The organism is Janthinobacterium sp. GW458P (assembly GCF_002127585.1).
GTDB lineage: Bacteria > Pseudomonadota > Gammaproteobacteria > Burkholderiales > Burkholderiaceae_D > Janthinobacterium.
This window is the reverse complement of sequence record NZ_NEGZ01000004.1, coordinates 23,469-38,945: the sequence shown is the minus strand read 5'-3', so window position 1 is coordinate 38,945 and position 15,477 is coordinate 23,469. Positions and strand designations below refer to the sequence as shown.

Sequence of the window (15,477 nt, the reverse complement as noted above, 5' to 3'; positions counted from 1 at the left end):
TTCAGGGGCGCGCCAGGGTCGGGTAATCGGCAACCTGCAGGCGGAAGCCGGACGCATCCGATTGCAGCCGCGCCTGGCCGCCGAAGGGCAAGGTGACCCGGCGGCGGATGTGGCCGAATTCGAGCCCCGTCAGCACGGGCACGGGCAGACGCGCGCGCACGTAGGCCAGCATGGCGTCGAAATCGTAGCCCTTGTCCATCGGACTCAATTTATAGGCGGAAAAGTCGCCAAGCACGATGGCCTGCTGGCGTTCGAGCACGCCCGCGTGCAGCAATTGCAGCAGCATGCGCTCGACCCGGTACGGGTGCTCGTTGACGTCTTCCAGGAACAGGATGCCGCCGTCGACCTGGGGGAAATACGGCGTACCGAGCAAGTGGACCAGCATGGCCAGGTTGCCGCCCCACAAGGTGCCCACTGCCTCGGCCTGCGGATTGCCAACGGACGTGCCGCTGACCGTGTGCGTGGGACCGGCCAGGCAGGACCACAGTTGATCGAGCGTAAATTGCTCGGGCTCGTCGCGCGTAAAATCATCGCAGAGCATGGGGCCGGCAAAGCTGGCGCGGCCCGTTTTCGCCAGCAAGCCCATGTGAAAAGCCGTGAAGTCGCTGTAGCCGACGAACAGCTTGCGGCTGGCGGCCATGCGCTCGAAATCGATGTCGGGCAGGATGCGGCTGATGCCGTAGCTGCCGCGCAAGGCCAGCACCACCTGCACGTCCGGGTCGGCGGCTGCCGCGTTGAGCTGCGCCAGGCGGCCCGCATCCGTGCCGCCGAAGCGCTGGAACGTGTGTGCAGGGTCGTAGTAATTGTGGACGGCGGCGCCTTGCGCCTGCAGGCGGGCGATGCCGCGCGCCACGGCCGCGTCATCGGGCGCGCAACCGCCGGGCGCCACGATGGCGATGCCAATGTCAGGTGTCTTCAAAATGCCCGTGCCTTCAAAAATGGTGGGCGCGCCTAGGCTGGCTGGGAGCGCATCTGGGGCGCCATCTTACCTTGCAGATGCACATCGATCAAGGCGAGCAGGCGCTCGATCAGCTGGGGCGGCATGTCGTGCCCCATGCCTTCGATCACTTCGAGCCGCGCGCCGGGAATCAGCGCCGCCGTATCGATGCCGCAGGCGACGGGAATCAGGGGGTCGGCCGCGCCGTGTATCACCAGCGCCGGACAGCTGATGCTCGGCAGCAAGGCCGTGCGCTCGCCCGAGGCGGCGATCGCCACCATTTGCCGCGCCACGCCTTCCGGACAGCTGCCCCGCTCCAGCGCCGCCTCGATGCGCTGGTACAGCAGTTTTTCCGACACGGGATAGGCGGGACTGCCGATGACGCGCACGGTGGCCGCCATGTGGGCCATCAGCTCGGCGCGGCTGGCATTGCGTTTCGGACGTTGCAGCAAGGCATTGCGCGCGGCCCGCGTGGGGCCGGGCAAGCCGCGCCGGCCGCTGCTCGACATGATGGAGGTCAGGCTGAGCACCTGTTGCGGCGCGCGCGCCGCCATCACCTGGGCGATCATGCCGCCCATGGACACGCCGATCACATGTGCCTGCGCAATGCGCAGGGCAGCCAGCAAGCCCAGCGCATCGTCCGCCATGTCATCGAGGGTGTAGGATGTTTTCAGGGGCCAGCCCAGCAAATTCTTGACGTAGGCCAGGGGCAGATAGGGTTTGCCCGCCAGCGCCATCTTGCTCGACAGGCCGCTGTCGCGGTTGTCGAAACGCAGGACGCGAAAGCCCTGCTCCACGATGCCTTCGACGAAGTCCGCCGGCCAGGCGATCAGCTGCATGCCCAGGCCCATGACCAGCAGCACGCAGGGATCATCGGGCTTGCCGTGGCTTTCATAAGCTATGTTGAGGCCGTTCGCCATGATGGTTGCCATGATTGCCTCTCTTCAGGAACCAGCACGCAGACACGATCGCTGCGGCCTTGCAATCAGCATACCACTATTGTGATAGTACCATCATGACTCATGCGAAAGTCCCTCTGCACTGTTGCCGCGCCGGTACGCCGGGCGGCAACAGTGCAGTGTCCATGATGCTGCTTACTTGGCTTTTGGCAAGGAGTCGGCCAGGTCCACCCACGCTTGCGGCTGCGGCTTGCCCCGCTCGCGCACGCCGAAGAAGGAGACCACTTGCGTGCCGTCGTTGTCGAAGAATTCGACGGAAGTGACGCCGCCGCGCTTGACGACCCAGCCGCTGCGCAGGGCCGTGTCGCGGATGTGCAGGTTGAAGTCCGGGTCCAGCACGTTGAAGAAGCCGCCGGCGGCCATAGTTTTCTCGATCTTGCCGCTGTAGATCTGCGTCAAGCCTTCGTTGCCCAGGAACACCATGATGGCGACCTTGTCCTTCGCCGCGTTTTCCAGCAGGGTGCGCAGCGCTTGCGGCGTCACGCGCTCGACCACGCCGGCCGGCGCCAGGCGCAGCGCCTGTTCGCGCGACAGATGGAATTCGCGCATGATTTGCGCAAACTGATGCACGTCCGTCATGTCTTTCCAGGCCAGCTGGAATTCCTTGACGTCGATTTCGGCATCCGGCTTTTCCGCCGCTTTCGGCGCCACGGCCAGCACGTTCAGCTCGGCGCCTTGCTGCGGCAGGCGGAAGGCCGCCACCAGCTTGTCGTAGACGGCCACGCCCGCTTCATTGCGCAGGAAAATCTTGTGCACGGCCGTGCCGTTGGCGTCGAAAAATTGCAGGCTGCGCGTCGGCTTGCCGTCGCGACCAAGCTGTTCCACGGCAAATGCGTATTTCCAGTTTTCAAAGTGGAAACGCAGGTCGATCTGGCCGCCCAGGTAGCCGCCTGCGATATTGCGCTGGCGCGCTTCCGTTTCCGGGTCCTTGGCGTCGGCCTGCTCGGACTTGTCGCCCGCCTGCTTGAACTTGCTGGCCACGCCCGTCGTTTCGATGACGCCGTTTTCATTGCGCGTGATCGCCTGCACGAGGCCCAGGTCCAGCGCGGCGCGCATGATTTCGCGCGGCTGGTTGCCATCGGCCTGCAATCGCGTGACGCCCTTGCCGACATTGGTTGCCAGCAATTGCGCTTCGGACACGCCCAGGGCGCGGGCCGCGTCGCGGATCTGCAGCTTCGGCTGCTCCGTGCGCAGGGTGGACCAGCGTTCCGCCAGGGTGGCTGGGGCCGCGTATGCGTTTGCAATCAGCAGGCTGCCTAGCAGGGAGAGAACGAGTTTGGATAACTTCATAGAGAGACCATTCAATCAAACATGGAAAAAAAGAGGGGCAGGCGCCCCTCCCCGGAAAAATTTAGAAATTGACGCTGAGGCTGGCGGCGACGTTGCGGCCCGGCTTGGCGTAGCGCTCGATCTCGGCGCGGCTGGCGGCCGTGGTGCCGGCGGACAGGCTGCGCGCGGCGGCGTAATCCCAGTACTTGCGATCCGTCAAGTTGTACACGCCGACGACGATCTTCGCGTTCTTGTGCACGTTCCAGTAGGTCGACAGGTCGAAGATCGTGTACGACGGCACGGTGAAGCGCGGTGCGGTCGTGCCCATCAGCAAGTCGTTCGGCGCCTGTTTCTCGCCGGCATGCAGCGCCGTCAATTCCAGCCCGAACAGCTGGTTCGCATGGTCATAACCGAAGGTCAGCGCCGTCTTGGCCGGCGCCACCGAGGCCAGGCCGCCGCTGTCGCCCGTCAGGGTATTGAAGGAGCGGCCCTTGGCCACGCCCGTGGCCAGGTCGACGCGGTAGCCCTGCATGGCGGGCAGCCAGGTGCCCAGTTCCGCGTGCAGGCTCAGCTCGGCGCCCCAGGTCCGGGCATTGCCGATGTTTTCCGGACGGTACAAGCCCTGGGTGATGGTGGGGTAATTCACCGGGTCATCGTCCTGCATCACATACTCGATCATGTCCTTGTATTCCGTCTGGTAAACGGAGGCATGCATGCTCAAGCCCTTGACGACGTCGCCCTTCAGGCCCAGTTCGTAGGCCTTGCTGGTTTCCTTGCGCAAATTGGCATTGCCCAGGATGGCATAGCCATTCGTGCTCGTGTAGCTGAAGGAATCGTAGGTGCCCGTGCGCTCGACTGGCGTCGGCAGGCGCGTGCCGCGGGTAAAGGTGGCGTAAGCATTGATTTGCGGCAGTACTTCCACCGACAGGCTCAGGCTGGGCGTGAAATAGCTATCGCTTTCCTTGCGCACCTCCTTGGCCGCGTTCGGCACGGCGATCACGTAGTTTTGCAGATTTTTCGGCTCATTCTTGCGGTAGTCGGCGCGCAAGCCCGGCGTCAGCACGGCTTTCTTGCCAGCCAGATTAAAGCTGAGGTCGTCGCGCACATACAGCGCCAGCTTGGTGCTGTCCATGTCGGCCATGCGGTTCTTGCGCGTGATCTCGTGCGCGCCCGTGGCGACCGCCGTACGGTCCTCCATCCACGGACGGCGCGATTTCCCCTGCTCCAGCTGCACGCCATACAGCAGCGCGTTATCGGCATTGACTTGCTTGAACGCTTCCGAGGTCAGGCCGATGCTGTCGTTCTTGAAGCTGGTGTCGATGGCGCGCTGGAAATTGCCGCGGTAGGTATAGCGCCCCTTGCTCTTGTCGTCGATCTTCGCGTTCTGCAGATAGACTTTCGAGGTCAAGCGGTCGAACAGGGCGAAGTCCTTCAGCACCACATCATGCCCCAGGCTGACGCGGGTGCGCCTGGTGGTGGAATCCTGCTGCACGCCGTCCGGATACAAGGCGCTGACCTTGTTGCGCAAATCGCGCTTGTTCTTGCGCTCGAACATGTCGACCGTCAAGTCCAGCTTTTGTTCGCCCGGCAAGGTCCACACCAGCTTGGACAGCAAGGCGTTCGAATGCCAGTCATCCGGGTTGACGGGCGCGCTGCCACGGCTGTCGAGCTGCTCGCCATCGCGGTGCACGTACACGGCCAGGCCTTGCAGATTGGCGCCGATCTTGGCGGCGCCCGTCAGGGTGTGCGCATTGCTGCGGTCGGCGGTGGCGCGGCCGTATTTATACGCCACGTAATGGTCCGCCCCTTCGCCCAGGTAATCCTCGGGCGACTTGGTGATGAAAGCCACGCCGCCGCCCAGGCCAGGATTGGCGCCGCTGACGGCCGTCGTGCCCGAATCGATGCGCACTTCGCGGAAAGTTTCAGGATCGAAATAATCGCGGCCCATGCCAAACGCGTTGAGGGTAGTGCTGTCTGGCTTCGGTGCAGCATCAGGCAGGGAAATGCCGTCGAGTTCCAGGCTGACCCTGTTGCCTTCCAGGCCACGGATGTTGTAACCGGTGTTGCCCGCGCCATCCCATATGCCGCCGCCGCCCGAAGCCGCCATTGGCGTACTGATCAGCGGCTGATAGCGCACGATGCCAGCCATGTCCGTCACGTTGCGGCGCTCCAGGTCGTCGCTGCGGATCACCGTTTTGGTACCGGCGCGGCGTTCGTAATCCTGCTTGGCGTTGACGACGATTTCCGGGAAGACAGGCAGCCTGGCCTGTTCCTGGGCGGCCGTGCCCGCGTTGATGGCGGCCGTTTGCGCCACGGCAGGCAGCAGCGGCGCGGCGAACAGGCCGAGCAAGGCGGCGCGCAGCACCAGGTTGTGGCGGCGGGCAGGAAGGGGAGATACGACGGGCGCAGCGGAGCGCTGCAGTAGCACTGTAGTCATGATGATCCGGTGTAAGAGTGGAGGCTGGCTCTTGAACCCGGATCGATAACGAAAGTGTTAACGATGCATAAGGAAAGTTTGCTGGCGAAAACAATACTGTAACACGAATCATTCTCATTTGAGAGTGGCAATTGCTCCAGGCAGATGTTATTTCGCAACAATTATAAAAAATGCCATCCGCAATGGCTGGCAAGGCATGGCGCACAGACCGGCGAGGCCATGGCGGCCCTGCCCTGTCTGGGCCAACATCAGGCCGGAGGACGGGCCAGCTTGCGCGCGTCCGCCTGGGCGCGGCGGCGCTCGGCAAAGAAACGCTTGAGGAAGGCGCCGCACTCGTCGGCCAGCACGCCGCCAGCGATGGCCGTCTGGTGGTTCAGCGCCGGCTGCTCGAACAGGTTCAGCACGGAACCGCAGGCGCCCGTCTTCGGGTCGCCCGCGCCGTACACCACGCGCGCCAGCCGCGCATGCAGCATGGCGCCCGAGCACATCACGCACGGTTCCAGGGTCACGTACAGCTCGCAGCCTGGCAGCCGGTAATTGCCCAGCTTGTCGGCGGCGGCGCGCAAGGCCATCACTTCCGCGTGCGCCGTGGGGTCGTGGCGGCCGATGGGCTGGTTGTAGCCCACGGCGATGACTTCCCCATCCTTGACGACGACGGCGCCCACGGGCACTTCACCCAGGTCCCACGCGTGCTGGGCCTGTTCCAGGGCCAGCCGCATGTAGCGCGCGTCCTGCGCGCTATCGAGCACTTCAGTCATCGGTCACTTCAGCCCAGCAATTCGGCGTTTCATGCAGCACCAGCTTATGCAGGTGCAAGCCCGTGCCGAAATGGTCGGTAAATGCCGCTTTCAGGATCTCGAAGGCGATGCGCGCCAGGTTTTCCACGGTCGGGATGCGGTCGATGACGACGGTTTTATGGTCGGGCAGGCTGGCCAGGAAGTCGCGCACGGCCGTATCCTTTTCATACACGAGGAAGGCATGGTCCCACACGTCGACCAGGTGCTGCTTGGCCAGGGTTTTCACGTCGGAAAAGTCCATGATCATGCCATTGTCGGAATTGCCTTCCGCTTCGATGACCTTGCCGACCAGGGTGATTTCCACCGTGTAGCGGTGGCCGTGCAGGTTGCGGCACTGGCTTTTGTGGTCGGGAATGCGGTGGCCCGCGTCGAATTCGAGCTTGCGTGTGATAGTGAGCATATTGTTGTATTAATACTACCTATTTAAGGAATTTGCAGAAGTTTATGGGTTTGCAGGCTCAGCTTCCACTTCGGGTTGCTTTTGCACGTCTCGATGGCCAGCTTCATGTTGTGCGCGGCCAATGGACCATCCATGGCCTGCACGAAGAAGTTCTCGAAATCGAGCCCTTCGTAGACGGCCAGGTCCTGCTGGAACTGGGGGATGACGACCTTGATCTCGTTACCCTTGTGCACCACCAGCGTGGAACCCATCTTCGGACTGACGCAGATCCAGTCCACGCCGGCCGGCACGGGCAAGGTGCCGTTGGTTTCGATGGCGATGGTAAAGCCGACCGCGTGCATGGCGTCGATCAGGGCCGCGTCCAGCTGCAGCAGCGGCTCGCCGCCCGTAAACACCACGTATTTGCTGGCGGTATAGCTGGCCGGCCACAGGCTGTCGATCAGCGCGGCCAGTTCCTGCGGCGTCTTGAACTTGCCGCCCAGTTCGCCGTCCGTGCCGACGAAATCCGTGTCGCAGAACTGGCACACGGCCGTGGCGCGGTCGCTTTCGCGGCCCGTCCACAGGTTGCAGCCGGAAAAGCGGCAAAACACGGCCGGACGGCCCGCGTGCGCGCCTTCGCCCTGCAGCGTGTAAAAAATCTCTTTGATGCTATAAGTCACTGTATTTCCTAAGAGCTGGCCGGCGCATCGCGCATGGATGCGGCCGCGCCCGGCGCAAAACACCCGGCCGGGGGCGTGAAGCCGATTGACAACCCTCTATTATATGCCGCCGCGACACATCCCGTGCAAATGCCGGTCCTGCCGCATGGCGGCGCCGGCAAACGGACAAGAATGCGACGCTGGCGCGGCTATCTGCGCAGTTTTTGCGTTTAGACAATATAAATACCCTCAAGCCAATATATTTTCTGTAATGACATTGCCCGATGGCAAACATCTGAGGGAGCGAGAAGATGAAGCAACGCCACATCCGCCTGCCGGCCAGGCTCGGCATTCCCGCTTGCCTCGGCGCCTGCGCGGGCGCCTCGCTGCAGGCCGGCCAGGCGGACGCGCCGCTGGCGCGCGCGCACACCGCGCTGAACCTGGCGACGGCTTGCGCCGTGCTGCTGGCAGCGCTGGCCCTGCTGCTGTGGCGCCAGCACCGCCTGGCCACGCGCCTGCAAACACTGGAACACTTGCGCGCGGACGCCGAGCTCGCACGCCTCGCCTGCGAGCAGCAAAAAGCGCGCGAACAGGAACGCCGGCGCATCGGGCGCGACATCCACGACGACCTGGGCCAGCACCTGCTGACCCTGAAAATCGACCTGGCCATGCTGCAGGCGAACAGCGCCGCCACGGCGCCCCAGCTGGCGCAGAAACTGGCCTTGATCGCGCGCAACGTCGACCTCAGCATCGCCGCCCTGCGCTGCGTCATCGACGACTTGCGGCCGCCCGCCCTGGAACACGGCTGGCAGGCGGCGTTCGACGGCTTGCTGGCCGACTTTTCCCGCAGCACGGGCATCGTGTGCGACGGCGTTTGCGACGCCCTCGACGGCGTCGCGGGCGCACAGGAACCGCTGCTGTACCACGCGCTGCAGGAAGCGCTGGCCAACGTGGCCCGCCATGCGGGCGCCAGCCGCGTCAGCGTCAGCCTGCGCCGGCGCGCCGCCACGCTCGAGCTGTGCGTCAGCGACAACGGCGTCGGCATGCACGCCGCGAACGCGCGCCGGGGCTGCGGCCTGTCCGGCATGCACGAACGCCTGGCCTGCGCCGGCGGCTGCCTGCACATCGACAGCCGCACGGGCGGCGGCACCCGCTTGCGCCTGAGCCTGCCACTTCCGCTTCCTCCGGCGGACAACGCCGGCCAATGCTGAAATATTGCTCAATATCAACACCCGCCGCCAGCCACGCTGCATCATGGCCAACGAACCGCCCCACTCCCCGCCCTACAAGGATGCCTACATGCCGGACAGCCACGCACATCATGCCAGCGTATCGCCCTATGGCGAAGCCCAGGGTTTCGCCATGAAGATGATGGAATTGCTGGTCGTGCCGACCTTTGTGCTCGACGTCGATGGCAGGGTGATGATCTGGAACCGCGCCTGCGAACAGCTGACGGGCGTGCCGGCGGCCGAAGTGCTGGGCATGCGCGCGCCGGGCCGCTGCTTCTACAACGACGCGCGCCCCACCCTGGCCGACCTGCTGCTGGCCGGGCGCGGCGGCGACCTGCGCGCCCTGTACGCGCAGCAGCAGTACCGCAACAGCACGGGCCACAATCTGTGCGCGGAAAACTGGTGCGACATGCCGCGCACGGGCCGCCGCCGCTACCTGGCCGTCGACGCCAGCCCCATCTACGGCAACCACGGCGAACTCGTCGCCGTCGTCGAAACCCTGCGCGACATGACCGATGAAAAGCGCGCGCACGTGGAACTGGAGCGCCTGGCCACGCGCGACGGCCTGACGGGGCTGGCGAACCGGCGCTGCTTCGACGACACCCTCCTGGCCGAGTGGCAGCGCGCGCAGCGCCAGCAGCAGGCGCTGTCGCTGCTGATGGTCGACGTCGACAATTTCAAGCAATACAACGACAGCCACGGCCACCAGGGCGGCGACCTGTGCCTGCGCAAGGTGGCCGGCGCCGTGGCCAGCGAAATGCGCGCCAACGACCTGGTGGCCCGCTACGGCGGCGAAGAGTTTGCCGTCATCCTGCCGAACCAGTCGCTCAAGGGCGCGGCCATCGTGGCCGAACGCATCCGCCAGCGCGTGGAGCGGCTGCAGCTGCCGCGCAAGCGCCCCGACGGCGCCTGCGTCACCGTCAGCATCGGCGCCGCCACGGCCCTGCCCGGCCCCGGCACGGAACTGGGGCAGCTGATCCACACGGCCGACTGCGCCCTGTACCGCGCCAAGCATCTGGGCCGCAACCGCATCAGCCTGCCGGAAACGACGCTGACCTGAGCACCTGTCCCTGCGGCGCGCCTAGCCTGCCCTGACGGGGCCACCGCTTCATGCCAAAACGCCTTGCCCCTATGCACGGCGGCATGAATATTCTATGCTGCGGCGTTGCACTTTCATAACATCCAAAAAAGAAGGAGCCCCCGTGTCAAGAATCATGCCTGCTTTATTACCCGCTTTCGCCCTGGCCCTGTCGGCCATGGCCGCGTCGAACCTGGGCGCCGCGCCCGTCAGGCCGGCCGCTGCCCACGGCGCCACCGCCGCCAAGGCCGACCTGCTGCCGTTCAAGGCCACGGAAAAGACCCTGGCCAACGGCTTGAAGATCATCATCGTGCCGACCGGCTTTCCGAACATCGTTTCGCTGCAGATTCCCGTGCAGACGGGCTCGCGCAATGAAGTCGAGCCGGGCAAGTCCGGTTTCGCCCACTTCTTCGAGCACATGATGTTTCGCGGCACCAAGGCCTATCCGCCCGAGAAATACCAGGACATCATCACCCGCGCCGGCGCGCGCCAGAACGCCTATACGAGCGACGACCTGACCAATTACCACACGACGTTTGCCAAACAGGACCTGGAAACCGTGCTGAAGGTGGAGGCGGACCGCTTCCAGCACCTCGATTACGCGGAAGACGCGTTCAAGACGGAATCGCGGGCCGTGCTGGGCGAGTACAACAAGAACAGCGCCAATCCCGTCTCGAAACTGTTCGAAGTGATGCGCGACAGCGCCTACACGACGCATACCTACAAGCACACGACGATGGGCTTCATCCAGGACATCGAAGATATGCCGAACCAGTACGCGTATTCGAAGCTCTTCTTCGACCGCTGGTACCGTCCCGAGCGCACCACCATCATCATCGCCGGCGACGTCGAGCCGCAGCAAGCCATCGCGCTGGTGGAAAAATACTGGAGTAAATGGCAGCGCGGCAAGCAGCAGGCGGCCGTGCCCGTGGAGCCAAAGCCGCATGGCCCCGTCTACAAGCACGTGGCCTGGCCCACGCCGACTCTGCCGTGGGTGGCCGTGGGCTTCCACGCGCCCGCGTTTTCCGTCAAGGACAAGGACCAGGCCGCCCTGGCCACCCTGCTGTCGCTGTCGTTCGGCCGCACCTCGCCCCTGTATAAACGCCTGGTGCAGAACGAGCAGAAGGTCGACCAGTTGTTCGAGATGACGCCGGACCGGGTCGACCCGACCCTGGCCGTGCTGGGCGCGCGCGTGAAAAACCTTGCCGACGCCGTCTACGTGCGCGACGCGATATTGGCCACCGTGGCGCGGCTGCGCGACACGCCGGTGAGCGACAAAGACCTGGCAGACGCCAAGTCGGCCGAGAAATACGGCTTGATCCGCTCGCTCGACAACACGGAGCAGATCGCCGGCACCCTGGCGTCGTTCGTGCATTTCGACCGCTCGTACGCCACCATCAACCAGTACTACCGCCTGATCGACACGCTCACGCCGGCCGACCTGCAGGCGGCCGCGCGCAAATACCTGACGGACGACGGCCTGGTGGTGACCACCCTGTCGCACGAAGCCATGCCGGCCGCCATCGCCACCACGCCAAAGCTGGCCAGCCTGCTGCCGGCCGCTCCGAACGCGAAGTTCGACGTGCTGGTGCAAAAGTCCGCGCTGCCACAGATCCGCTACAAGCTGCTGTTTGCGGCCGGTTCCGCGCACGACCCGCAAGGCAAGGAAGGCCTGGCCGCACTGACGGCCGCCATGGTGGCGTCCGGCGGCTCGTCCGAGCGCAAGATCGACGAAGTCAACCAGGCCCTGTTCCCGCTGGCCGGCAGTTTCAGCCAGCAGACGGACAAGGAAATGACGACGTTTACGGGCGCCATCCACAAGGATAACTGGAGCCAGTTCAACGACATCGCCCTGCCCCTGCTGCTGTCGCCCGGTTTCCGCGACGACGACTTCCGCCGCCTGAAGGATGCGCAAAAGAACGCGCTGCTGCTGGACCTGAAGGACAATAACGAAGAGGAATTCGCCAAGGAACGCCTGCAGACGAATGTGTATGCGGGCACGCCGTACGGCCACCCCGTGCTGGGCACGCTCGCCGGCATCGACGCCATCACCCTCGACGACGTGAAACAGTTCTGGAAAGCGGCGTACGCGCAAGGCGCCGTGAAGGTCGGCATTGCCGGCGACGTGTCCGACGCCATGACGGCCTCGCTGACGCAGGCGCTGGGCAAGCTGCCGGCCGGTCCCGGCCTGCCGGCCACCGTGAAACCGGCTGGCCGCAAGGCGCAGGGCCTGGAAGTGGAAATCATCGAGAAAAACACGCGCGCCACGGCCATTTCCTTCGGCCTGCCTTTGGAAGTGACGCGCACGCACGCGGACTTCCCCGCCCTGTGGCTGGCGAAAACGTGGCTGGGCGAGCACCGCGCCTCGAATTCCTATCTGTACCAGCGCATCCGCGAGCTGCGCGGCATGAACTACGGCGATTACGCGTACATCGAAGCCTTCCCGCGCGGCATGTACCAGTTCTTCCCGAACCCGAACCTGGGCCGCAAGGCGCAGCTGTTCGAAATCTGGATACGCCCCGTGGCGCCGGACAACGCCCATTTCGCCCTGCGCGTGGCCCTGACGGAACTGGGCAAGCTGATCGACAACGGCCTGACGCAGGACGATTTCGCCGCCACGCGCGACTACCTGATGAAGAACGTCTTCGTCATGACGTCGACGCAGGACCAGCAGCTCGGTTATGCGCTCGATTCGCAATGGTATGGCACGCCCGAGTTCACCAAGCTGATGCGTGACGGCTTGTCGAAACTCACGGTGCTTGATGTCAACCGCGCCATCAAACAGCACCTGTCGGCAAAGAACCTGTCCGTGGTGATCGTCGCCAAGGATGCGGCCGGCCTGAAGGAAAAGCTCGTCAGCGACGCGTTTTCCCCCATCAAGTACGACGGCAACAAGCCGCAGGCCCTGCTCGATGAAGACAAGGTGATCGGCGCCATGCAGCTGAACATCAAGCCTGAGGCCGTCACCGTGACGCCGGCGGCGCAGGCGTTCGCCAGGTAAGCCGGCGCCCTATCGCCCATCCGATGCTGGCGGTCGGATGGGATTCCGCGCCACGCGCGCTGCCGCAGCAACTCTGAACGAGTCCATCCGCATGACATCCGAAGTACTCAACTCCCCACCGCCGCAGACATCCGCGCCAATCTTGCCTGCGGACAATAATATGCGGCGCCCGCGTCCCGCAAGCGTGACCGTGATCGCCTATATGTTGTTCATGAACATGGGCGACACGATCACTAACTTCCTGCTGTTTGGCCGCCTGCCCGAGGCCCCGCTGACCGGCACCTTCCTGTCAGGCAGCGTGCAATGGCAACTGCTTGAAGCCGGCGGCTATGCCGACTTTTTCATTGCCGCAGGCCTGCTCTGCGCGCAGCGGTGGGCGCGCCTGGCCTACGTCATTGTCGGCACGCTAAGCATGGCTTACATAATCGCCATCGCATCACAGACACAGGGCGGCCACGCCATGCAACTGCCGTTCGCCGTACTGGCGTTCGCGACCTTCCTCTACCTGCTGTACCGCGAGGATGCCCGGCTTTATTTTGCATCAGCGAAACTGCCCCGCCCCAGCCCTGGCGGCCGGCGGCGCATCGGCGCGTGCCTGTACATCATCGCTGCCGTCTATGCCTACTGGTGCTTCAATGCGATTGTGCTGGGCATTACCGAGATCTATCCGGCAAGCCTGCATCGCGACAAGCTGGTCTTTATTGCCTTGCCGGTCATTTTGATCGCGGAGTGGGTGGGCAACACACCGGGACGCCTGGCCAGGGCCAGCATCCTGTCCACCGCATTCGCCCTGTACCTGGCGCAGATGTTTTTCTACAAATATACGTCACCGTATGCCGCGCAAATGGGGCCGTCGCTGTGGCAACTGCGGAACTGGAGCATCGGCATGGCCGGCATCGCGCTTGCCCTGCATTATCTGCAGTGGTCACGGGGTGCGCGGAAATGATGATCAGCGCTGACGCTGCACAAGCGACGATACTGCGGTTCTGCGAAGGCGATCCGCAATCGCCGCACTACGTGAAGCACGCGATCCAGTGCTGCGCCCTGTCCGCACGCGGCGACTACTGGATCATCCGCGCCAATGCCGAGGCATATGTGGTACATGGCCGCAGCGAGTATTGCTACGTCGGCGTCAATGCATTCCTGCTTGACGTCCTGTCAGGCCAGATCGAGACCGTGGTGAGCGGAAACCGCGTCAGCGACTATCTGCAGGATAAATATGACGTCCGCGACGCGGCCGGCCAGGTCTACGTGCTTGAACCCGCCTTTGAACGGACAGACAAAGCAGCGCTCATCCGCCTGCGGCAGACCCTCGCTTGTCGCCTGCCCCACGCCCTGGCGCTGCTGTCGCCGGAACATCGCAGCTGGCTGACGGGCCAGCGCCGCGTGATGCAGTGGGCGCAAGGCGAACTCATGGCAAAAGGCGTGGCTAGCGAAGTCATGCTGCGCCCGGGGCCGGGCGGCGCATTGTACATTCCAGAGCAAATCTGGCATTGGGATTTGCTGCTGGCCCAACTCAGGCGGCTTCCCGGCCCGGCCTGACGCTGCTGAAGCGGCCCGGCCATGGCCGGCGTCACTCGAAGGGATTGGCCACCGACGTCACCTCGGGCGGCGGCAGCTGGTCCGGCAATTGCTGCTTTTCCAGCTGCGCCACCACGTCGGCCAGCAGTTTTTGCAGCTGTTTCGCCAGGGCCAGGCCCGGCTTGTCCAGGGTCAGGTCGATGTCGCCGCTGATGCTGATGCGGTCGACACGGTTTTCGATGGTCAGGCCGCCGATTTCCAGCACATCGCTTTCATTGGCATACGGGACGAATTTCTTTGCGCACATGGGATTTCCTTTTCAACGGTCTTGTTATTTCTTGGACTTGCTATTGATCTTGGGCAAACTCAGCATGCGCAGTTTTTGCTGGCGCGTCAACGACGGCAACAGATCGATGCCTATCCTGTCTTCCAGTTGCGCAATGCTCAGCACCTCATACGCCTTGGTATCGACGTTTTCGATGAAGTAGGCGGCGCCGGCGCGCTGGCGCGGGCTGTACACGGCCTTGTACAGATGGCTGGGCACGATGACGCGGCCCACCTTGCGCAGGTTGCCGCCAATAAAAGCCGGCCCCGTGATCACGTACAGATCGCCCTCCTTCTTCGCCATCTTGCGCACGGCGCCTTCGATACCGGCCCACACGTAGCGGTTGTTGCGCGCGTCTTGCGGCACCATATTGGCCAGGGTAAAGCTGTCGCGCTGGCTCTGGCGGTCCGGCATGTCGCCGTTGGGCGCCATGTGGCCTCGGTCGAAGCCGCTGCGCGCATAATCGGCCAGCTCGGCGCGCTGGGCGGCGGGCAGCTTGCGTTCCGCATGGAAGGAGTTTTCGCGCGACAAATCCTGCGCCGCGTCCAGCCTGTTCGCCGTCAAATGTTCAGCCGACCATAGCGGCGTGCGCGTGATACCGGAGTGCATCACGCCAAACACCTTGTAGCACAGCTCTTTCGTTGCCACGTCCAGCTTGGGGTTGGTGATTTCCGGCTTGCGGCCATCCACGTAATGGGCCGGGCAGGCATCGGCATGCGCCAGGTTCGCGGCAAAGGCGGACGCCAGCAGGCCGCACGCCAGGGTCAGCCTGGCGATCGATCGATGAATCATATTTCCCTCTGAAATCTTTGCAGGCCAGCATTCTAGCGGACGCGGGTCCGCGCCACAAACGAGGCGTGCGCGCCTGTGCGCGGCGAAAAACGGG

Annotated in this window: 14 protein-coding genes; 5 read left to right on the top strand and 9 right to left on the bottom strand. The window is 64.1% G+C overall.

What is annotated here, in order from left to right:
- Nucleotide 1 precedes the first annotated feature (1 nt).
- The 7 genes from ldcA to queE form a co-directional block, all read right to left on the bottom strand.
- The gene (gene ldcA, locus CBW50_RS04855) at nucleotides 2-919 is read right to left on the bottom strand and encodes a muramoyltetrapeptide carboxypeptidase (RefSeq protein WP_086144476.1); all 918 of its coding nucleotides are present in this window, start codon (nucleotides 917-919) and stop codon (nucleotides 2-4) included.
- Nucleotides 920-951: 32 nt separating this feature from the next.
- Nucleotides 952-1,869: an alpha/beta hydrolase gene (locus CBW50_RS04850; protein ID WP_086144475.1), complete on the bottom strand. Its 918-nt coding sequence runs from the start codon at nucleotides 1,867-1,869 to the stop codon at nucleotides 952-954.
- Between the two features lie 162 nt (nucleotides 1,870-2,031).
- Entirely contained in the window at nucleotides 2,032-3,186 is a 1,155-nt protein-coding gene (locus CBW50_RS04845; RefSeq protein ID WP_086144474.1) for a ChuX/HutX family heme-like substrate-binding protein, read from the bottom strand.
- 61 nt (nucleotides 3,187-3,247) lie between these two features.
- Nucleotides 3,248-5,602 carry a TonB-dependent hemoglobin/transferrin/lactoferrin family receptor gene (locus CBW50_RS04840; protein WP_086144473.1) on the bottom strand — a complete coding sequence of 785 codons (2,355 nt, stop codon included), beginning with the start codon at nucleotides 5,600-5,602 and terminating at the stop codon, nucleotides 3,248-3,250.
- Between the two features lie 248 nt (nucleotides 5,603-5,850).
- Nucleotides 5,851-6,360, bottom strand: coding sequence for a tRNA adenosine(34) deaminase TadA (tadA, locus tag CBW50_RS04835; RefSeq protein ID WP_086144472.1), 510 nt, complete (start codon nucleotides 6,358-6,360; stop codon nucleotides 5,851-5,853).
- On the bottom strand, nucleotides 6,353-6,799 hold the full coding sequence (gene queD / locus CBW50_RS04830; RefSeq protein ID WP_035819191.1) for a 6-carboxytetrahydropterin synthase QueD: 447 nt from the start codon (nucleotides 6,797-6,799) through the stop codon (nucleotides 6,353-6,355). Before queD ends, tadA begins: the two co-directional genes overlap by 8 nt.
- A gap of 23 nt (nucleotides 6,800-6,822) precedes the next feature.
- Nucleotides 6,823-7,458, bottom strand: coding sequence for a 7-carboxy-7-deazaguanine synthase (gene queE / locus CBW50_RS04825; RefSeq protein WP_086144471.1), 636 nt, complete (start codon nucleotides 7,456-7,458; stop codon nucleotides 6,823-6,825).
- A 290-nt stretch (nucleotides 7,459-7,748) separates the two neighbouring features.
- Between queE and CBW50_RS04820 the strand changes: the two genes are divergently transcribed.
- The 5 genes from CBW50_RS04820 (at nucleotide 7,749) to CBW50_RS04800 (ending at nucleotide 14,287) form a co-directional block, all read left to right on the top strand.
- On the top strand, nucleotides 7,749-8,648 hold the full coding sequence (locus tag CBW50_RS04820; RefSeq protein ID WP_086144470.1) for a sensor histidine kinase: 900 nt from the start codon (nucleotides 7,749-7,751) through the stop codon (nucleotides 8,646-8,648).
- 43 nt (nucleotides 8,649-8,691) lie between these two features.
- On the top strand, nucleotides 8,692-9,726 hold the full coding sequence (locus CBW50_RS04815; protein WP_086144610.1) for a diguanylate cyclase: 1,035 nt from the start codon (nucleotides 8,692-8,694) through the stop codon (nucleotides 9,724-9,726).
- A 154-nt stretch (nucleotides 9,727-9,880) separates the two neighbouring features.
- A complete protein-coding gene (locus CBW50_RS04810) occupies nucleotides 9,881-12,745 on the top strand; it encodes a pitrilysin family protein (RefSeq protein WP_226935678.1) in 2,865 nt (954 codons plus the stop codon).
- A gap of 91 nt (nucleotides 12,746-12,836) precedes the next feature.
- Nucleotides 12,837-13,691, top strand: a complete 855-nt coding sequence (locus CBW50_RS04805; RefSeq protein ID WP_139842396.1) for a hypothetical protein — start codon at nucleotides 12,837-12,839, stop codon at nucleotides 13,689-13,691.
- Entirely contained in the window at nucleotides 13,688-14,287 is a 600-nt protein-coding gene (locus tag CBW50_RS04800; protein WP_086144467.1) for a hypothetical protein, read from the top strand. Before CBW50_RS04805 ends, CBW50_RS04800 begins: the two co-directional genes overlap by 4 nt.
- A 31-nt stretch (nucleotides 14,288-14,318) precedes the next feature.
- On the opposite strand, the gene CBW50_RS04795 is transcribed toward CBW50_RS04800, so the two are convergent.
- Both CBW50_RS04795 and CBW50_RS04790 read right to left on the bottom strand, forming a co-directional pair.
- On the bottom strand, nucleotides 14,319-14,573 hold the full coding sequence (locus CBW50_RS04795; RefSeq protein WP_086144466.1) for a hypothetical protein: 255 nt from the start codon (nucleotides 14,571-14,573) through the stop codon (nucleotides 14,319-14,321).
- 24 nt (nucleotides 14,574-14,597) lie between these two features.
- Nucleotides 14,598-15,383: a DNA/RNA non-specific endonuclease gene (locus CBW50_RS04790; protein ID WP_086144465.1), complete on the bottom strand. Its 786-nt coding sequence runs from the start codon at nucleotides 15,381-15,383 to the stop codon at nucleotides 14,598-14,600.
- Between the last annotated feature and the right edge of the window lie 94 nt (nucleotides 15,384-15,477).